The 19020-nt window shown below is 70.0% G+C and carries 20 protein-coding genes; 18 read left to right on the top strand and 2 right to left on the bottom strand.

The window, feature by feature from the left end; translation table 11 throughout:
• The first annotated feature begins 160 nt into the window (after nucleotides 1–160).
• The 3 genes from M4D82_RS07530 (at nucleotide 161) to M4D82_RS07520 (ending at nucleotide 3080) form a co-directional block, all read left to right on the top strand.
• Entirely contained in the window at nucleotides 161–1360 is a 1200-nt protein-coding gene (locus M4D82_RS07530) for a site-2 protease family protein (RefSeq protein ID WP_249765290.1), read from the top strand.
• 18 nt (nucleotides 1361–1378) lie between these two features.
• Nucleotides 1379–2275 carry a tRNA (adenine-N1)-methyltransferase gene (locus tag M4D82_RS07525; RefSeq protein WP_249765289.1) on the top strand — a complete coding sequence of 299 codons (897 nt, stop codon included), beginning with the start codon at nucleotides 1379–1381 and terminating at the stop codon, nucleotides 2273–2275.
• 193 nt (nucleotides 2276–2468) lie between these two features.
• Nucleotides 2469–3080 carry a hypothetical protein gene (locus M4D82_RS07520; protein ID WP_249765288.1) on the top strand — a complete coding sequence of 204 codons (612 nt, stop codon included), beginning with the start codon at nucleotides 2469–2471 and terminating at the stop codon, nucleotides 3078–3080.
• Nucleotides 3081–3084: 4 nt separating this feature from the next.
• On the opposite strand, the gene M4D82_RS07515 is transcribed toward M4D82_RS07520, so the two are convergent.
• Nucleotides 3085–3405: a ferredoxin gene (locus M4D82_RS07515; protein ID WP_249765287.1), complete on the bottom strand. Its 321-nt coding sequence runs from the start codon at nucleotides 3403–3405 to the stop codon at nucleotides 3085–3087.
• Nucleotides 3406–3669: 264 nt separating this feature from the next.
• On the opposite strand from M4D82_RS07515, the gene arc reads away from it, so the two are divergent.
• The 5 genes from arc to prcA all read left to right on the top strand — a co-directional run bounded on the left by arc (nucleotide 3670) and on the right by prcA (nucleotide 9456).
• Nucleotides 3670–5436 (top strand): proteasome ATPase, encoded by a 1767-nt coding sequence (gene arc / locus M4D82_RS07510; RefSeq protein WP_249765286.1) that lies wholly within the window; start codon nucleotides 3670–3672, stop codon nucleotides 5434–5436.
• A gap of 270 nt (nucleotides 5437–5706) precedes the next feature.
• Entirely contained in the window at nucleotides 5707–7218 is a 1512-nt protein-coding gene (gene dop, locus M4D82_RS07505) for a depupylase/deamidase Dop (protein ID WP_249765285.1), read from the top strand.
• Nucleotides 7219–7403: 185 nt separating this feature from the next.
• A complete protein-coding gene (locus M4D82_RS07500; protein ID WP_030016348.1) occupies nucleotides 7404–7616 on the top strand; it encodes a ubiquitin-like protein Pup in 213 nt (70 codons plus the stop codon).
• Between the two features lie 195 nt (nucleotides 7617–7811).
• On the top strand, nucleotides 7812–8651 hold the full coding sequence (gene prcB, locus M4D82_RS07490) for a proteasome subunit beta (RefSeq protein ID WP_502988885.1): 840 nt from the start codon (nucleotides 7812–7814) through the stop codon (nucleotides 8649–8651).
• 40 nt (nucleotides 8652–8691) lie between these two features.
• Nucleotides 8692–9456, top strand: coding sequence for a proteasome subunit alpha (gene prcA, locus M4D82_RS07485; RefSeq protein ID WP_249765284.1), 765 nt, complete (start codon nucleotides 8692–8694; stop codon nucleotides 9454–9456).
• 74 nt (nucleotides 9457–9530) lie between these two features.
• On the opposite strand, the gene M4D82_RS07480 is transcribed toward prcA, so the two are convergent.
• Nucleotides 9531–10532 (bottom strand): LacI family DNA-binding transcriptional regulator, encoded by a 1002-nt coding sequence (locus M4D82_RS07480; RefSeq protein WP_249765283.1) that lies wholly within the window; start codon nucleotides 10530–10532, stop codon nucleotides 9531–9533.
• 134 nt (nucleotides 10533–10666) lie between these two features.
• Here M4D82_RS07480 and M4D82_RS07475 point away from each other — a divergent pair, with 134 nt between their 5' ends.
• The 10 genes from M4D82_RS07475 (at nucleotide 10667) to tatC (ending at nucleotide 18994) form a co-directional block, all read left to right on the top strand.
• The gene (locus M4D82_RS07475) at nucleotides 10667–11932 is read left to right on the top strand and encodes an MFS transporter (RefSeq protein WP_249765282.1); all 1266 of its coding nucleotides are present in this window, start codon (nucleotides 10667–10669) and stop codon (nucleotides 11930–11932) included.
• A 78-nt stretch (nucleotides 11933–12010) separates the two neighbouring features.
• Complete coding sequence (pafA, locus tag M4D82_RS07470; RefSeq protein WP_249765281.1) at nucleotides 12011–13372, top strand: Pup--protein ligase; 1362 nt, start codon at nucleotides 12011–12013, stop codon at nucleotides 13370–13372.
• A gap of 103 nt (nucleotides 13373–13475) precedes the next feature.
• Nucleotides 13476–14417, top strand: a complete 942-nt coding sequence (locus M4D82_RS07465; protein WP_249765280.1) for an FKBP-type peptidyl-prolyl cis-trans isomerase — start codon at nucleotides 13476–13478, stop codon at nucleotides 14415–14417.
• 42 nt (nucleotides 14418–14459) lie between these two features.
• A complete protein-coding gene (locus M4D82_RS07460) occupies nucleotides 14460–14846 on the top strand; it encodes an FKBP-type peptidyl-prolyl cis-trans isomerase (RefSeq protein ID WP_283844453.1) in 387 nt (128 codons plus the stop codon).
• 126 nt (nucleotides 14847–14972) lie between these two features.
• The gene (locus tag M4D82_RS07455) at nucleotides 14973–15929 is read left to right on the top strand and encodes a helix-turn-helix transcriptional regulator (protein ID WP_249765279.1); all 957 of its coding nucleotides are present in this window, start codon (nucleotides 14973–14975) and stop codon (nucleotides 15927–15929) included.
• Nucleotides 15930–15972: 43 nt separating this feature from the next.
• The gene (locus tag M4D82_RS07450) at nucleotides 15973–16941 is read left to right on the top strand and encodes a helix-turn-helix transcriptional regulator (protein ID WP_249765278.1); all 969 of its coding nucleotides are present in this window, start codon (nucleotides 15973–15975) and stop codon (nucleotides 16939–16941) included.
• A gap of 15 nt (nucleotides 16942–16956) precedes the next feature.
• Complete coding sequence (locus tag M4D82_RS07445; RefSeq protein ID WP_249765277.1) at nucleotides 16957–17247, top strand: hypothetical protein; 291 nt, start codon at nucleotides 16957–16959, stop codon at nucleotides 17245–17247.
• Nucleotides 17248–17271: 24 nt separating this feature from the next.
• Complete coding sequence (locus M4D82_RS07440; RefSeq protein ID WP_249765276.1) at nucleotides 17272–17472, top strand: hypothetical protein; 201 nt, start codon at nucleotides 17272–17274, stop codon at nucleotides 17470–17472.
• 203 nt (nucleotides 17473–17675) lie between these two features.
• Nucleotides 17676–17972 carry a Sec-independent protein translocase subunit TatA gene (gene tatA, locus M4D82_RS07435; protein ID WP_249765275.1) on the top strand — a complete coding sequence of 99 codons (297 nt, stop codon included), beginning with the start codon at nucleotides 17676–17678 and terminating at the stop codon, nucleotides 17970–17972.
• Between the two features lie 56 nt (nucleotides 17973–18028).
• Nucleotides 18029–18994 carry a twin-arginine translocase subunit TatC gene (gene tatC, locus M4D82_RS07430; protein ID WP_249765274.1) on the top strand — a complete coding sequence of 322 codons (966 nt, stop codon included), beginning with the start codon at nucleotides 18029–18031 and terminating at the stop codon, nucleotides 18992–18994.
• The last annotated feature ends 26 nt before the right edge of the window (nucleotides 18995–19020 follow it).

The raw sequence follows: 19020 nt of genomic DNA, 5'->3' as shown, positions 1-19020 counted from the left end.
CATACCATCGACTGCGGGCGGGCACCCTCGCCCTGCATGATCGGAGCATCACACCGCGCGACCACCCCGCCGCCACACCACCCCGACCGCAGGCCCCACACTGGAAAGACACCCCCCGCCGGACCCCATCCCCGGGGGACCCCCCGAACGAAGGACACCCGTGGCAGACACCGACGAATCCGGCGCGCGCCGCACCAAGCGCTCCGACCCGGGCGGCGGCATCCTCATGGGCCGCCCCTTCGGCGTACCCGTCTACGTCTCGCCCAGCTGGTTCCTCGTCGCCGCCCTCATCACCTGGGTCTTCGGCGACCAGCTCGACCGGATCCTCCCCGACCTCGGCCCGGTCCGCTACCTCGTCTCCCTCTTCTTCGCCGTCGCCTTCTACGCCTCCGTCCTCGTCCACGAACTGGCCCACACCATCGCCGCGCTGCGCTTCAAACTGCCCGTGCGCCGCATCCAGCTCCAGTTCTTCGGCGGAGTCTCCGAGATCGAGAAGGAGTCCGAGACCCCCGGCCGCGAATTCGTCCTCGCCTTCGTCGGCCCCCTCCTCTCCCTCGCCCTCGCCGGCGTCTTCTACCTCGGCGTGACGGCCGTCGACCCCGCCACCGTCCCCGGCGTCCTCCTCGCCGGCCTGATGATCTCCAACCTCCTCGTCGCCGCCTTCAACCTCCTGCCCGGCCTCCCCCTCGACGGCGGCCGCATGCTCCGCGCCGTCATCTGGGGCATCACCGGCAAGCCCATGACCGGCACCATCGCCGCCGCCTGGGTCGGCCGCGGCCTCGCCATCGCCGTCCTCGTCGGCCTGCCCCTCCTCACCCACACCGGACTCCTCGGCAACCGCCCCCAGGAGATCGGCGGCATGAACACCGTCATGGACGCGCTCCTCGCCGCCATCCTCGCCGCGATCATCTGGACCGGCGCCGGCAACAGCCTCCGCATGGCCCGCCTGCGCGAACACCTCCCGGAACTGCGCGCCCGCGCCCTCACCCGCCGCGCCATCCCCGTCGAGCACACCACCCCCCTCTCCGAGGCGCTCCGCCGCGCCAACGAAGCCGGAGCCCGCGCCCTCGTCGTCGTGGACGGCCACGGCGACCCCACCGCCATCGTCCGCGAGAGCGCCATCGCCTCCATCCCCGAACACCGCCGCCCCTGGGTCGCCGTCAGCACCCTCGCCCAGGACCTCACCGACGGCATGAAGGTCTCCGCCGAACTCGCCGGCGAGGAACTCCTCGACCACCTCCGCGCCAACCCCGCCACCGAATACCTCGTCCTCGAAGAGGAAGGCCGCATCTACGGCGTCCTGTCCACCCTCGACGTCGAGAAGGCCTTCGTGAAGGCCATGGCACGGCCCCAGTCCTGAAGCCAATACACTGGTCACATGTCCGAACCGACCGGTGCCGCCCGCCGACGCGGGCCCTTCGAGGTCGGGGACCAGGTTCAGCTCACCGACCCCAAGGGCCGCCACTACACGTTCACGCTCGAAGCCGGGAAGAATTTCCACACCCACAAGGGTTCCTTCCCCCACGACGAGCTGATCGGCGCCCCCGAAGGAAGCGTTGTCCGCACCACGGGCAACGTCGCCTACCTCGCGCTGCGTCCCCTGCTCCCCGACTATGTCCTGTCCATGCCCCGCGGTGCCGCCGTGGTCTACCCCAAGGACGCCGGCCAGATCCTGGCCTTCGCCGACATCTTCCCCGGCGCCCGCGTCGTGGAGGCAGGCGTCGGCTCCGGCTCGCTCAGCAGCTTCCTGCTGCGCGCCATCGGCGACCAGGGCATGCTCCACAGCTACGAGCGCCGCGCGGACTTCGCCGAGATCGCCACCGCCAACGTGGAGCGCTACTTCGGCGGCCCCCACCCCGCGTGGACCCTGACCGTCGGCGACCTCCAGGACAACCTGTCCGACTCCGACGTCGACCGGGTCATCCTCGACATGCTCGCCCCCTGGGAATGCCTGGAGGCCGTCTCCAAGGCCCTCGTCCCCGGCGGCATCCTCTGCTGCTACGTGGCCACCACCACCCAGCTCTCGCGCACCGTCGAGTCCATCCGCGAGTTCGGCTGCTACGCCGAACCGCAGCCCTGGGAATCGATGATCCGCAACTGGCACGTCGAAGGCCTCGCCGTCCGCCCGGACCACCGGATGATCGGCCACACCGGCTTCCTCGTCACCGCGCGCCGCCTCGCCGACGGCGTCGAGCCCCCCATGCGCCGCCGCCGCCCCTCCAAGGGCGCCTACGGCGAGGACTACGAGGGCCCCGGCAGCGACCGCTCCGCCTGATCCGCACCAACACCACGGCGCTGTGCCGCAGTTCCCCCGCACCACCGGGAACTGCGGCACAGCGCCTTTTCGTTGTCCCCGTGAGAGGGCCACGCCGCCGGCTCCACCAGCCCCGGACCCGGCCGTTCCCCCTCCGTGTGAGGTATGGCACGATGCTGGCTCCCCGTCACCCCTCGCACAGGAGACACCCCGCGTGCCGCACAGCCCCGCCGCGCCCGCACCCACCCCCGACAGCCCGGCCCACCGGCACACCAGGCCACACCACTGGATCGCCACGGTCTCGGCCCTCGCGGCCGTCATCGCGGCGGCGGGCCTCCTTCAGCCCGAGCCCGCCACGGGAGCCACCCCCACCGGAACCACCCCCGCCGCCGGGGCGCAGGACACCGCCCGGACGACCGCCCCCGACGCGCACGCGGCCACGTACCCCCTCGACTGCAAGGGCACCCCGCAGACCGTCACCGACACCGCTCATGGCGACCTCGACGGCGACGGCCGCCCCGAGACCGTGGCCGCCGTACGCTGCGCCGCCGGCTCCGGAACCCCGCCGCACGCGCTCTACGTGCTCACCCGCGACCGGGCGGCCGACTCCCCGCCCCGCGTCGTCGCCACCCTCCTCGACGCCGCTCGCCGGCAGAGCGCCACCGACCTCACCGTGCGCGACGGTGTGATCACCGCCACCCTCCTCGGCTACTCCTCACCCGAAGTCCCGCGCTACAGCCCGGACGTGAAACAGCACGCCAAGTGGCGCTGGACGGGAGGAAAATTCCGCCAGGAGCTGACGAACTCGGCCGCCCGACGTGTTTGAGCCGTCACTCGGCGTCGGGTCCGTACACCTCGACCCTGTCCGAAACGCGCCTTACGTGGATGCAGTCACCGGGACATTCCTTCGCCGAATCCACCACGTCCAAGAGCAGCGTCAGCGGAACCGGAGTCGTCGCCCCCGGCTCCTGGAGCAGCTCGTCCTCCGCGCTCTTCACGTACGCCAAACCGTCGATGTCCAGCTCGAACACCTCCGGGGCGTACTGCACGCAGATGCCGTCGCCCGTGCAGAGGTCCTGGTCGATCCAGACCTCCAGCGGCTCACCGGACTCGCCGGCACCGCCCGTCGGGGCCTCCTGCTGCACGGTCATATCTCCTGCCGTTTCCTGCGCTGAGTGATCCGTCTCGGACACAACTCGCGGCAAGTCGCGCGAGCCCTGACGGGTGTTGAACAGTTCGACCTTACAACCGGCTGCTTTCCGATGTTGAAGGGTGGGTATTTCCTTGGCGTGAGGGAGTACGCAAGGGTGAAGATCGGACACACCTCTACCGTCTTTGTGATCTAGGGGTTTCAATCACCACCAGCCCAGGTAGGGTCAGGAAGCGTCCAGCTCCCCTTGGAGGAGGTGAGGACCGTGGCAGCCCACGACGACGACATCAACCGCGGCATCCGGCCCGCGCGAGGGTCCGAGGACCCCGCCGGCCAGGTTGCCTATCTCGAGCAGGAAATCGCCGTCCTGCGACGCAAGCTCGCCGACTCTCCGCGACACACGAGGATTCTCGAAGAGCGGATCGTAGAGCTCCAGACGAATCTGGCAGGCGTCTCCGCGCAGAACGAACGACTGGCGAACACCCTCCGTGAAGCCCGCGACCAGATCGTGGCCCTCAAGGAGGAGGTCGACCGGCTGGCACAGCCGCCGGCCGGCTTCGGTGTCTTCCTGCAGGCGAACGAGGACGGCACCGTCGACATCTTCACCGGAGGCCGAAAGCTCCGCGTGAACGTCAGCCCCAGCGTCGACCCGGAAGACCTCCGGCGCGGCCAGGAAGTCATGCTCAACGAAGCGCTCAACGTGGTCGAGGCCATGCAATACGAGCGGGCCGGGGACATCGTCACCCTCAAGGAGATCCTTGAGGACGGCGAGCGCGCCCTGGTCGTCGGGCACACCGACGAGGAAAGGGTGGTGAGGCTCGCCGAGCCGCTCCTGGACATCACCATCCGCCCCGGCGACGCCCTGCTGCTCGAACCCCGCTCCGGCTACGTCTACGAAGTGGTCCCCAAGAGCGAGGTCGAGGACCTCGTCCTCGAAGAGGTCCCGGACATCGACTACGACAAGATCGGCGGTCTGGGCGACCAGATCGAGCTGATCCGCGACGCCGTCGAGCTCCCCTACCTCTACCCGGACCTCTTCAAGGAGCACGAACTGCGCCCGCCCAAGGGCATCCTGCTCTACGGCCCGCCCGGCTGCGGCAAGACGCTCATCGCCAAGGCCGTGGCCAACTCCCTTGCCAAGAAGGTCGCCGAGGTGACCGGACAGGCGGCCGGGAAGTCCTACTTCCTGAACATCAAGGGCCCCGAACTCCTCAACAAGTACGTCGGCGAGACCGAGCGGCACATCCGCCTCGTCTTCCAACGTGCCCGCGAGAAGGCGAGCGAGGGCACCCCCGTCATCGTCTTCTTCGACGAGATGGAGTCCCTCTTCCGCACCCGCGGATCCGGCGTGAGCTCGGACGTGGAGAACACCATCGTCCCCCAGCTCCTCGCCGAGATCGACGGTGTGGAGGGCCTGGAGAACGTCATCGTCATCGGCGCCTCCAACCGCGAGGACATGATCGACCCGGCCATCCTGCGCCCCGGCCGCCTCGACGTGAAGATCAAGATCGAGCGCCCGGACGCCGAGGCCGCGAAGGACATCTTCGCGAAGTACCTCAAGGCCTCGCTGCCCCTGCACACGGACGACCTGTCCGAACACCAGGGCTCCCCGGCCGGCACCGTGCACAGCATGATCCAGACGGTCGTCGAGCAGATGTACGCCGAAACCGAGGAGAACCGCTTCCTCGAGGTCACGTACGCCAACGGCGACAAGGAAGTCCTGTACTTCAAGGACTTCAACTCCGGCGCGATGATCCAGAACATCGTCGACCGGGCCAAGAAGATGGCCATCAAGGCCTTCCTGGAGCACAACCAGAAGGGCCTGCGCGTCTCCCACCTCCTCCAGGCCTGCGTGGACGAGTTCAAGGAGAACGAGGACCTGCCCAACACCACCAACCCGGACGACTGGGCCCGCATCTCCGGCAAGAAGGGCGAGCGGATCGTATTCATCCGCACGCTCGTCACCGGAAAGCAGGGAGCCGACACCGGACGTTCCATCGACACGGTGGCGAATACCGGTCAGTACCTCTGACGAAGTCGGGCGGCTGCGGATGCCCACACCGGGGCACCCGCAGCCGCTTGCTTTACCGCCCGTAAAACCGCACCGCGCTTTTCGGCCGGACACCGGACACCGGGCAAAGGCAATGACTGAAATGATCTCCCCACCAGCGCGGAGTGGTTCTAGGCTCTTCCGTACCGCCACCTCCGCAGCGCGGGGACCGGCACCGCACACGACGCACCGGAGCACCAGCGGTACTTGCGCCGCTCCCGAACGGGAGCGCCGCCGGGCAAGGAGGGCCGCATGACCGTACGGCGAGTAATGGGAATCGAGACGGAGTACGGGATCTCCGTCCCGGGACACCCGAACGCCAATGCCATGCTCACCTCGTCCCAGATCGTCAACGCCTACGCGGCGGCGATGCACCGGGCGCGACGCGCCCGCTGGGACTTCGAGGAGGAGAATCCGCTGCGGGACGCCCGCGGCTTCGACCTCGCCCGCGAGGCCGCCGACAGCAGCCAGCTCACCGACGAGGACATCGGCCTCGCCAATGTCATCCTCACCAACGGTGCACGGCTCTACGTCGACCACGCACACCCCGAGTACAGCTCGCCGGAGGTCACCAACCCCCTCGACGCCGTCCTGTGGGACAAGGCCGGCGAACGGATCATGGCCGAGGCCGCCGAGCGCGCCGCCCAGCTGCCCGGAGCCCAGCCGATCCACCTCTACAAGAACAACACCGACAACAAGGGCGCCTCCTACGGCACGCACGAGAACTACCTGATGAAGCGGGAGACCCCCTTCTCGGACATCGTGCGCCACCTGACGCCCTTCTTCGTCTCCCGGCAGGTCGTCACCGGCGCCGGCCGCGTCGGCATCGGCCAGGACGGCCGCGAACACGGCTTCCAGATCAGCCAGCGCGCCGACTACTTCGAGGTCGAGGTCGGCCTGGAGACCACCCTCAAGCGCCCCATCATCAACACCCGCGACGAGCCCCACTCGGACGCCGAGAAGTACCGCCGCCTCCACGTGATCATCGGCGACGCGAACCTCTCCGAGATCTCCACCTACCTCAAGCTCGGCACCACCGCCCTCGTCCTGTCGATGATCGAGGACGGCTTCATCAACGTCGACCTGGCCGTCGACCAGCCGGTGCGCACCCTGCACCAGGTCTCCCACGACCCCGACCTCCAGCACCTGATCACACTGCGCAGCGGGCGGACACTGACCGCCGTGCAACTCCAGATGGAGTACTTCGAGCTGGCCAGAAAGTACGTGGACGAGCGGTTCGGCGCCGACGCGGACGAGCAGACCAAGGACGTCCTCGCGCGCTGGGAGGACGTACTCGGCCGGCTGGAGACCGACCCGATGAGCCTGTCCGGGGAGCTGGACTGGATCGCGAAGCGGGAGATCCTGGAGGGCTACCGGAGGCGTGACGGCCTGGAGTGGGACGCGGCGCGGCTGCACCTCGTGGACCTCCAGTACTCCGACGTGCGGCCCGACAAGGGGCTGTACAACCGCCTCGCGGCCCGGGGCAAGGTGCGCAGGCTCCTGGAGGAGCCGGCGGTCGAACGGGCCGAGAGCAAGCCACCGGAGGACACCCGGGCGTACTTCCGGGGCCGGTGCCTGGAGCAGTACGCGGACGACGTGGCCGCGGCGTCCTGGGACTCGGTGATCTTCGACCTCCCGGGCCGTGACTCGCTCCAGCGGGTCCCGACCCTGGAGCCGCTGCGGGGCACACGCAACCACGTCAAGGAGCTCCTGGACCGCTGCCGCACGGCGGAGGACCTGGTCCGGGTGCTCTCGGGACAGTGAGCGGTGCCTTCAAGGCCTGAAAGGGCCCCGGTCCGGGAATCATGAGAAAGCCCGGACGTTCCTGTAAGTGCCGGGACGAATGCCGGGCCCTCCTTGTAGGGTCCGACGTAGGGTCTGATCTTGAGGGATCCCGAATCCCGGGATCCCTCCACGTGAGCGTGCGAACCGAGCGGGGTGAGGTAGACATGGCGACCAAGGACACCGGCGGCGGACAGCAGAAGGCGACGCGCTCGACCGAAGAGGTCGAGGAGGCGGCGGTCGAGGAATCGACCGACCTCAAGGAGCGCCAGGAGAAGCTCTCCGACGACGTCGACTCCGTACTCGACGAGATTGACGACGTACTTGAGGAGAACGCCGAGGACTTCGTGCGCTCCTTCGTGCAAAAGGGTGGCCAGTAGACCCACTGACCTTCGAATCGAAGGTCGCCCGCCCATCTCGAAGTGAATCCGTGTGGCGGCGCACGGCGGCGAACGTCGCCGGCGCCGTCGGGCGGCACTGTGGATCAAGATCATCGGACGGTAGGGTCCGGGGCGTGGTTCAAAGGATCGGCCGGACGTCATACGGCGTGCAGCCGCTTACGTGGAAGGAAACCTGTGGAACCCAACACTCGTAGCACAGGGCGTCTACCGGCAGCCTTCCTGACGCCGGGGTCGTCGTCCTTCGTGGACTTCCTGGGGGCGCACGCGCCCGAGATGCTGCCCGGCAATCGCAGGCTGCCGGAGGGGATCGTCGAGGCGCCGCACGGGACGACCATCGTCGCCGCCACCTTCCCCGGCGGGGTCGTGCTCGCCGGTGACCGGCGGGCGACCATGGGGAACATGATCGCGCAGCGGGACATCGAGAAGGTGTTCCCGGCGGACGAGTACTCCGCCGTCGGCATCGCCGGCACGGCCGGCCTGGCGGTGGAGATGGTGAAGCTGTTCCAGCTGGAGCTGGAGCACTTCGAGAAGGTGGAGGGGGCGACCCTTTCGCTGGAGGGCAAGGCGAACCGGCTGTCGACCATGATCCGGAGCAATCTGGGGATGGCGATGCAGGGTCTGGCCGTGGTCCCGCTGTTCGCGGGGTACGACGAGGCCAAGGAGAAGGGCCGGATCTTCTCGTACGACGTGACCGGCGGCCGCTCGGAGGAGCACGGCTACGCCGCCACCGGTTCCGGCTCGATCTTCGCCCGGGGCTCGATGAAGAAGCTGTACCGCCCCGACCTGACGGAGGAGCAGGCCACCACCCTGGTCGTGCAGGCGCTCTACGACGCCGCCGACGACGACTCGGCGACCGGTGGGCCGGACCTGTACCGCCACATCTATCCCATCGTCACCGTCATCACCGACGAGGGCTTCCGCAGGCTGGACGACGACGAGTCGCAGGCGCTCGCCCGCACGGTGACGGACCGTCGGCTCCAGGAGCCCGACGGGCCGCGCGCCGCCCTGCTCTGACCACTCCTCTCGTCGCCCAGAAGAAAGGGACGGAAAGCCGGTGTCGACCCCGTTCTATGTGTCACCCCAGCAGGCCATGGCCGACCGGGCGGAATACGCCCGCAAGGGCATCGCCCGAGGCCGCAGCCTCGTCGTGCTCCAGTACGCCGACGGCATCGTGTTCGTCGGCGAGAACCCGTCCCGCGCGCTGCACAAGTTCAGCGAGATCTACGACCGGATCGGCTTCGCGGCCGCCGGCAAGTACAACGAGTACGAGAACCTGCGGATCGGTGGTGTGCGCTACGCGGACCTGCGGGGCTACACCTACGACCGCGACGACGTGACGGCCCGCGGGCTGGCCAACGTGTACGCGCAGACGCTCGGCACGATCTTCTCCTCGGCCGGGGAGAAGCCGTACGAGGTGGAGCTGGTCGTGGCGGAGGTCGGCGCGACGGCCGCCGGGGACCAGATCTACCGGCTCCCGCACGACGGGTCGATCGTGGACGAGCACGGTTCGGTCGCGGTCGGCGGCAATGCCGAGCAGATCAGTACCTTCCTCGACCAGCGTCACCGGGACGGGATGACGTTGTCCGAGGCGTTGAAGCTGGCGGTGCAGGCGCTCTCCAGCCAGGCGAACGGCGCGGACAAGACGATCCCGGCGGAGCGGCTGGAGGTCGCGGTGCTGGACCGTACGCGGTCCCAGCAGCGCAAGTTCAAGCGGATCCGGGGCCGGCAGCTGTCGCGGCTGCTGGAGGCGGACGTTCCGGCGGCGGTCCAGGCGGACGCCGTGTCGAACGACGAGGTGCCGGAGGACGACGCCGAGTAGGCGCCGTGTAGGCGAGTGGTGACGTAGGGCCCCGGTCCGCCGTTTCGGCGGGCCGGGGCCCTTTCGTGTCCGCCTCAGCGGGCGGGTGCGGGGCCCGTGGAGCCGCGGACGACGAGTTCGACGGGGAGGTCGGGCGCGGTCCAGGGGGCGCCGTCGAGGACGGTCAGGAGGGCCTTCATGCCCTGTTCTCCGACGCGCTCGGCCGGGAGGCGGACGGTGGTGAGCTCGGGTTCCACGGCGGTGGCGAGGGCGAGGTCGTCGATGCCGGTGACGGAGAGGTCCTCGGGGATGCGCAGGCCCAGGCGGCGGGCGGCCTTGCAGGCGCCGGCGGCCAGGATGTCGTCGTCGCAGACGACGGCGGTGGGGCGGGCCTGCGGGTCGGCGAGGGCGGCTTCCATGGCGGTGCGGGCGGCGTCGACGGTGAGGGGCGCCCGTACGGTGCGCAGGGTGGTGGGGGCGTCGTCGAGGAGGTCGGCGAGGGCCTGGGCGCGGAGGTGGAAGGTCCAGCTGTCGACGGCGGAGGCGAGGTGGAGGTAGTGGCGGTGGCCGTGGGCGAGCAGGTGGTGCGCGGTCTGTCGGATGGCGTCGGTCATGTCGAGGTTGACGTGGGCGGCGGGGCCGTGGGCGGTGGGGTCGCTGTCGAGCATGACGAGGGGGAGGTCGTCGCCGCCGATGGCGTCGAGGGCGTCGGCGGCCATGGAGGAGGCGATGACTCCGTCGAGGGCGGCGCGGGCGGAGGCGAAGGGGTCGCGGGCGGGGCCGGTGCCCTCGGGGGAGGGGTAGAGGACGACGCCGAAGCCGTGTTCGGCGGCGACGCGGGCGGCTCCGGTGTAGACGCGGGCGAAGAACTCGTTGGTGAGGGCGGGGACGACGAGGAGGGCGGTGCGGGTGCTGCCGAGGCGCAGGTTGCGGGCGGCGAGGTTGGGGCGGTAGCCGAGGGCGGTGGCGGTTTCGCGGACGTGGTCGGCGGTGCGTGCGGAGACGCGGCCGCGCCATTTGTCGCCGAGGACGAGGGAGACGGTGGCCTGGGAGACCCCGGCGGCCGTGGCCACGTCGCGGCTGGTGGGTCTCGTCACAGGGTGCTCCTGAAGTGCGAGGTGGGAGGGGCTGTGGAGGTCGGTCGGGTGGACCGGTGGACTGTCGCCATGGTACGTATGACGGGTCACGTTATACGTATTACTCCGGCTGGTCCGGGCGGAAAGGGGCGGACATGGCCGCGGGATACGCGGAGCTGCTCAGGACCCGGCACGCGGCGAGGCTGCTCGCGGGCACGTTGATCGGGCGGTTGCCGAACGGCACGGGGCCGGTGGCGATCGTGCTGTTCACGCGGGCCGAGGGGGGCTCGTACAGTCTCGCGGGCGCCCTGGCGGCGGCGTACGGGCTGGCGAACGCGGTGGGTCAGCCGTTGCTCGGGCGCGCCGTGGACCTGTACGGGCAGCCGCGCGTGCAGTTGCCGGCCGCGATCGTCTCGGCGCTGGGCATGGTGTGGCTGGCGCTCGCGGGGACGGGTTCGGTGGGGGTGGCCTACGCGGCCGTGCTGATCGCCGGCCTGTTCACGCCGCCGCTGGAGGGCGGGCTGCGGGCGCTGTGGCCGAGCGTGCTGGGCGGCCGGCAGGAGCGGGTGCACGCCGCGTACGCGATGGACGCGGTGGCGCAGGAGGTCATGTACACGGTCGGTCCGCTGCTGGTGACGCTCTTCGTGGCGCTGTGGTCGCCGGCGGCGGCCCTCGTGGCGCTCAACGTGCTGGGGGTGCTGGGGGCGCTGTCGGTGGTGGTGTCGAAGCCGTCGCGTACGTGGCGTTCGGAGCCGCGTGAGGCGCACTGGCTGGGGGCGCTGCGCTCGCGCGGGCTGCTGGCGCTGCTGGGGGCGTTCTTCTTCGTGGGCATGGCGCTCGGTTCGATCACGGTGGCCGGTGTGGCGTACGCGGACGGTCACGGCGGTCAGGCGGTGTACGGCTGGCTGATGGCGGCGCTGGGGCTGGGCGCGTTGTTCGGTGGCGTGGCCTACGGGGCGCGGCAGTGGGCGGGTGCGCCGGAGCGGCGACTGCGGGTGCTGGTGGGTCTACTGGCGGTGTGTTACCTGCCGCTGGTGTCGACGGTGGGTCCGGTGGCGATGGTGCTGCTGGCGGCCGTGTCGGGCGTGTTCCTGGCGCCTTCGCTGGCGTGCGCGTTCATCGTGGTGGACCGGCACGCGCCGGCGGGCACGGTGACGGAGGCGTTCTCGTGGTTGGTGACGTTCTTCGGCGTGGGCGCGGCGATCGGTACGGCGGTGGCGGGTCCGGCGGTGGAACTGGGCGGCGTCCCGGCCGGTTTCGCGGTGGCCGTCGGCGCGGGCGTGGCGGCCTGGGCGGTCCTGATGGGGACTCAGCGGGCGCTGTCGGGCGGCGGCCGTACGCGGCCGGTCGCGGGCGGTACGGGAGCGCCGGCGGACGTGGTGGAGCGGGGCTCGGCGGTGGCCTCGGCGGAGGGCTCGTAGGGGCCCTCGCGGGGAAACTGATCGGAACGCCCTGTCGAACCCGGTTTCAGAAGAGGGCGGGAGGCGTAATGTTCAGTCATGGACCGCCGCATTTTCGGGCTGGAGAACGAGTACGGCGTCACGTGCACGTTCAGGGGACAGCGCCGACTGTCTCCTGACGAAGTGGCGCGCTACCTCTTCCGCCGTGTCGTGTCATGGGGCCGCAGCAGCAATGTCTTCCTGCGGAACGGCGCCCGCCTGTACCTGGACGTGGGATCGCATCCGGAATACGCAACTCCCGAATGCGACAACCTGACCGAGTTGGTCACCCACGACAAGGCCGGCGAGCGCATTCTCGAAGGTCTGCTCGTCGACGCCGAACGCCGCCTGCACGAGGAGGGAATCGCGGGCGACGTCTACCTCTTCAAGAACAACACCGACTCGGCGGGCAATTCGTACGGCTGCCACGAGAACTACCTCGTGGCGCGGCACGGAGAATTCTCCCGTCTGGCGGACATCCTGATTCCGTTCCTCGTCACGCGGCAGTTGATCTGTGGCGCGGGCAAGGTGCTGCAGACCCCCCGGGGCGCGGTGTACTGCGTCAGCCAGCGGGCCGAGCACATCTGGGAGGGCGTGAGTTCCGCGACGACCCGGTCGCGGCCGATCATCAACACGCGCGACGAGCCGCACGCGGACGCGGAGCGCTACCGGCGCCTGCACGTCATCGTCGGCGACTCGAACATGTCCGAGACGACGATGCTGCTGAAGGTCGGGGCCACCGACCTGGTGCTGCGCATGATCGAGGCGGGCACGGTGATGCGTGACCTGACGCTGGAGAACCCGATCCGGGCGATCCGGGAGGTCAGCCACGACATCACGGGGCAGCGCAAGGTGCGTCTGGCCAGCGGGCGCGAGGCGTCGGCCCTGGAGATCCAGCGGGAGTACTACGAGAAGGCCGTCGACTTCGCCGAGCGGCGGGGCATCCGTACCGGGGTCGTCGATCAGGTGCTGGAGCTGTGGGGCCGCACGCTCGAAGCGGTCGAGGAGCAGGACCTGGACCGGATCTCCACGGAGATCGACTGGGTCATGAAGTACCAGCTGATCGAGCGGTACCGGGCCAAGCACAACATGACGATGTCCAATCCGCGGGTCGCGCAGATAGACCTCGCCTACCACGACATCCACCGGCGGCGCGGGCTGTACTACCTGCTGGAGCGCAAGGGGCAGGCGGCCCGGATCTGCAACGACCTGAAGATCTTCGAGGGCAAGTCGGTGCCCCCGCAGACGACGCGCGCGAGGTTGCGCGGTGACTTCATCCGGCGGGCGCAGGAGCAGCGCCGGGACTTCACGGTCGACTGGGTGCACCTGAAGTTGAACGATCAGGCGCAGCGGACGGTGCTGTGCAAGGACCCGTTCCGGTCGGTGGACGACCGGGTGGAGAAGCTGATCGCCGGAATGTAGTCGGCGCGGATCTCGGCCGGGGCCCCGTTCGTATCTCGTACGGGGCCCTTGTCACGCCTTAGAGTGGCGGCGACCGTCTTGCCGTCTGAGATCTGAGGAACACGTGCGCCGACTTGCCGGCCTGATTGTCGTCCCCCTTCTGCTGCTGTCCACGGCGGCGTGTGGTGACGACAGCGGCTCCGACTCCACCCAGATGAAGAACGGGGTGCCCGCGATCACGAAGGGCGCCAAGTTCGGGGAGACCCCGACCCTCTCGCAGGGCAAGGGCGAGCCGCCGAAGGAACTGAAGGTGGAGGTCATCAGCGAGGGCAGCGGCCCGGTGCTGAAGAAGGGCGATGTCGCCCAGGTCAACTACTCGGGCCAGGTGTGGGACGGCAAGGAGCCGTTCGACGCCAGCTTCGGGCGGGGCAAGACCTTCGACGTGACGATCGGCGCGGGCGCCGTCATCAAGGGCTGGGACCAGGGCCTGGAGGGTCAGAAGGTCGGCAGCCGCATCGAGCTGGTGATCCCGCCGGAGCTGGGCTACGGCGCGCAGGGCTCCGGGGACAAGATCAAGCCGAACGCGACGCTGGTCTTCGTCGTCGACATCGTCAAGGGCGCCACGATCCCGGTCTCCGCCAAGGGCAAGGAGATCCCGCAGGACGACAAGGCGCTGCCGAAGGTCGGCACGAACACGGACGGCAAGGAAGTCTCCCTGAGCGTGCCCAAGGACACGGAGGCGCCGGCCAAGCTGGTGTCGAACTACGTGATCGAGGGCGACGGCCCGGTGGTCAAGGACACCGACAACGTCGTGGTCAAGTTCAACGGCAAGACGTGGAAGGACGACAAGACCTTCGAGAGCACGTACGCCACCGACACGACGGTGACCTGGCCGATGGCGGAGCTGTCGGTCAAGGGCCTGAAGGAGGGCATGCTCGGCAAGAAGGCCGGCAGCCGCATCCTGCTGGTGATCCCGCCGGACCAGGGCTTCGGCGACAAGGAGCAGGGCACGATCCCGGCGAAGTCCACGCTGGTCTTCAGTCTCGACATCCTCACGGTGATGTAAGACTGTCCCGGTTGTCCATCAGTTGTTTTGAGGAGCAGTTCCGTGAGCAGCAAGCCTGAGAAGATCGAGAAGCCCGAGATCGACTTCCCGGAGGGCCCGGCCCCGACCGACCTCGTCATCGAGGACATCTGGGTGGGTGACGGCGCCGAGGCCAAGGCCGGTGCCATGGTCTCCGTCCACTACGTGGGTGTGGCGTTCTCCACCGGCGAGGAATTCGACGCCTCCTGGAACCGCGGCTCCGCCCTGCAGTTCCCGCTCGGCGCCGGCCGCGTCATCGCGGGCTGGGACCAGGGTGTCCAGGGCATGAAGGTCGGCGGCCGTCGCAAGCTGACGATCCCCGCCCACCTCGCCTACGGCGACCGCGGCGCGGGCGATGCGATCGCCCCGGGCGAGACGCTGATCTTCGTGTGTGACCTGATGGCCGCCTGATCACAGGTCGCCGTGAGCCGAAGGCCCCCGCCGTGAGGCGGGGGCCCTCGCTTTTGCCGGGGCCCGCCGGGGCGGTACGGTCAACGGTCACGAGCATGTGTGTCGAGAAGCGGGGGAACGGCGTCGATGGCGATTGCCAAGGCCGAGCGATTGATGAATCTGGCGCTGTGTCTGCTGGGGACGCGTCGTCCGCTCAGCAAGCGTGAGCTGCGCGGATCCATCGAGGCCTACATGGAAGCCGGCAACGACGAGTCCTTCAACCGCATGTTCGAGCGGGACAAGGACGATCTGCGCGAGCTCGGTCTGGTGATCGAGACGGTGGAGAACCTGGAGGGCGAGACCGGCTACCTGGCCCGCCGCGACAGCAACCGGCTGCCCCCGGTGTCCCTGGACGCCGAGGAGGCAGCCGCCCTGGGGCTGGCCGCCAAGGTCTGGCAGCAGGCGCGCCTGGCGGGCGCGGCCAGCGGCGCACTGCAGAAGCTGCGCGCCGGTGGCATGCCGGAGGCCGGGGACCCGTACGAGGGCCAGCACAGCGCGATCGAGCCGCGCATCCCCGTCCACGAGGCGGCCTTCGAGCCGCTCATGCTGGCCTGCCGCGACCGGCGGCCCGTGGTGTTCGACTACCGGCGCTCCAACGCGGCCCGGCCCGAGACCCGGCAGGTCGAGCCGTGGGCGCTGGAGTGCTGGCGCGGCCACTGGTACCTGGCCGGCTACGACCGCGACCGCGGGGCGGAGCGCGTCTTCCGCCTCTCGCGCATCACCGGCAAGGTCCGCTCCCGGGCGGGGAAGTACACCGCCGAGGTGCCGGACGTGGTGACCGTACGGGAGACCGTGGCGAGCTGGGCCGGGGAGGGCGCGCAGCGTTCGGCGCTGATCCGGCTGCGGGCCGGGGCGGGGTACCCGCTGAGGGCCAAGGCCACGGCCGTGCGCGAGGGCGCCGACGGCTGGGACGAGCTGGAGATCCCGTACGGGCACGGGCTGGACGCCTGGCTCGTGGAGTTCGGCCCGGACGTGGTGGTGGTGGAGCCCGCCGACCTGCGCTCCGACGTGGTGGACCGGCTGCGCGCCGTCGCGCGGGGCTGACCGGAACAACAACAGCGACGCCCCGAGGGGGAGACGTACCAGCATGGCCACCAACGCCATCGACCAGACCCGCCGCATGCTGTCCCTGGTGACCTACCTGCGCGAGCGCCCCGGTGCGCACGTCGCCGACGTCGCCCGCGCCTTCGGGATCACCGAGGACGAGCTGATCTCGGACCTCGACGTGCTGCCCATGTGCGGCACCAGCTTCCGGGGCGGGGACCTGCTCGACATCGACACCGACGGGGAGCGCATCTGGTGGCGCAACCCCGACGCCTCGGGGGAGTCCACCGCCGAGCCGCTGCGCCTGGCCGCCGACGAGGCGACCGCGCTGCTGGTCGCCGCCCGCGCGGTGGCGACCCTGCCGGGGCTGCGCGAGAGCGACCGCGACGCGCTGCTGCGCGCCACCGCCAAGCTGGAGGCGGCCGCCGGCGAGGCCGCCGGGGCCAGCGCCCGGCTGTCGGTGACGTTCGAGGCGGAGGGCGGGGTCTTCGCGGACGTCGACCGGGCCATCGCCGAACGGCGCCGGATCTGGCTGCGCTACTACTCGCCGGCCCGCGACGAGCTGACGGAGCGCAAGGTCGACCCGATCCGGCTCTTCGCGGTGGGACACACGTACATGGAGGGGTGGTGCCACCTCTCGGAGGCCCGGCGCACCTTCCGGCTCGACCGGGTCGCCGAGATCCGGCTGCTGGACGAGCGGGCCGAGCCGCCCGCGATCGAGCCCCGCGACCTGTCCGAGGGCCTGGTCCAGCCGGCCGCCGAGGACCCCGAGGTCGTCATCGAGGTCGCGCCCGGCGGACGCTGGGTGGCCGAGTACTACCCGCACGACAGCGCCGAGGAACTGGCGGACGGCGGCCTGCGGATCACGCTGCGCAGCCCCGATCCGGCCTCGCTGCGCCGTCTCGCGCTGCGGCTGGGGCGCGACGGTCGGATCGTGTCGCCGCCGGAGCCGGCCGAGAGCGCGCGGAAGGCCGCTCAAGAGGCACTCGCGGGGTACGGGGAACAGGTCTAGGGAGAGCGGGGAGCGATGTCGCCATCATCCGGGCCGAGGCAGGGGCCCCCGGCCGGCGGTGGGCAGCGGGGCGCGGGCGCCCCGGCGGCGGGCCGCGAGGTCACCTTCAAGGCGGCCTGCCCGCAGTGCAAGGCCCGTTTCGAACTCGCTGCGAGCGCCCTCAGACTCGTGATCGGCGGCAGCAGACGGAGCACCTTCTACTCCTTCACCTGCCCCGAGTGCGGGGCGGGTGTCCGCAAACCCGCCGGTGAGCGCATCGTCGAGCTGCTGACGGGCGGTGGGGTGAGCACCTTGCGCAGCGTGTGAGGCGAGGCCGGTTAGGCTCCTCCCATGCTGTGGCCGATGCTCGCAATCGCCCTGGGTTTCCTCGGGCTCGCCGTCCTGTCCGTCCTGGCCGTACGGGTCTTCGTGGAGGTGCGGCGGCTGTCCGGCCAGGTGGCCGAGGCCAGCCGTCGCATCACCGAGGCGACGGGGGACCTGGAGCGGGCGGCGACCGATCTGGCCCGGTCCGGGCGGGCGGCGCGGCCGTAGGATATAGGCCCGCCATGGTCCGTCCATGGAAACTGGCGGCGTGGACCCGTACCGTCGGCAGTCGCGTGTGCAAGCGTGCGGACCCCAGGGGATTGCCGGGCGTTAACCCTCGGGGGTTACGATCCATGTCAGGCGGCGTCGGATCTTTGTCCGGGGCCGCGAGGCCACCACAACCAGCCGCTTCGGTGAGAAGGAAGACCCACATGATCGGCAATCTGAAGCCCCTTGAGATCCTTCTGATCATCGCTGTCATCGTGCTGCTGTTCGGCGCCAAGAAGCTCCCCGAGATGGCCCGCTCCCTCGGCAAGTCGGCCCGCATCCTCAAGAGCGAGGCCAAGGCGATGAAGAAGGACGGCGAGGCGGAGGACGCGGCGCAGCCGGCGCCGGCCGCCGACCAGGCCGCGCAGCAGCCCGTCGCTCCGCGCACGATCCAGGCGGCCCCCGGTGACGTCACCAGCGCGCGTCCCGTCAGCGAGCCGAACCGCACCACCCAGGGCTGAGGGCCGGCGGCCACACCCGTCACACCAGTCATCTGCAACGAGACAAGGGACGTGGGTTGCTCAAGTCTGCCCGCAAGCAGGGGAAAAAGGATCAGCAGGCGAAGGACGCCGAAGGGCGCATGCCGCTGATCGAGCACCTGCGTGAGCTGAGAAACCGCCTGCTGAAGTCGGTCCTGGCGATCATCGTGGTCACGATCGTCGCGGCGTACTTCTACCGGCCGATCATCGACTTCCTGCTGGAGCCGATGCTCTCCTCCGTCGGTTGCGTCAACGGTGCCACGCACCAGCGCAACGGTGCCCCTTGTGCCGAGATGACGACCAACGGCCTGACCGCGCCCTTCTCCATCGCGCTGAAGGTCGGCCTGTCCGCGGGCATCGTGCTCTCCGCCCCGGTCTGGCTCTACCAGCTGTGGGCGTTCGCCGCCCCCGGCCTGCACCGCAACGAGAAGAAGTACGCGATGAGCTTCGTCGCGGTCGGCGCCCCCCTCTTCCTCGCCGGCGCGGTGCTCGCGTACAAGATCCTGCCGCAGACGGCGGAGATCCTCCTCGGCTTCACCCCCGACCACGTGAAGAACCTGCTGCCGGTCGACGACTACCTCGACCTGGTCACGCGCATGGTCGTGGTCTTCGGCCTCGCCTTCGAGCTGCCGCTGATGCTGGTCCTGCTGAACTTCACCGGGGTCCTCACCGCCAAGCGCCTCGGCAGCTGGTGGCGTGCCATGGTCCTCGGCATCACGCTCTTCGCGGCGTTCGCGACGCCCACGGGTGACCCGCTGACGATGCTGACGCTGGCCGCCCCGATCGTCGCCCTGTACTTCATCGCCCTCGGGATCTGCCTGGTCAACGACCGCCGGCGCCGTCGCAACGACCCGGATGCCGGCCTCGACGACGACGAGGCCTCCGAGCTGGACCTCGCCCCGGCCCCGGTCGGCGCCCCCGCCTCCGCCCCGGCCGCCTCCGCGCTGCCCGAGCAGGCCGACGGCGGACGCCGCCGGATCAACGGCTACGACGACGCGACCTGACCCCGGCCCCACCCGACCTGACCTGG

Origin of the sequence: Streptomyces sp. RerS4 (genome assembly GCF_023515955.1) — a bacterium.
In the GTDB taxonomy this organism is placed as follows: domain Bacteria; phylum Actinomycetota; class Actinomycetes; order Streptomycetales; family Streptomycetaceae; genus Streptomyces.
Note: the sequence above shows the minus strand (reverse complement) of the source record. Positions and strands in the feature narration are given on the sequence as shown.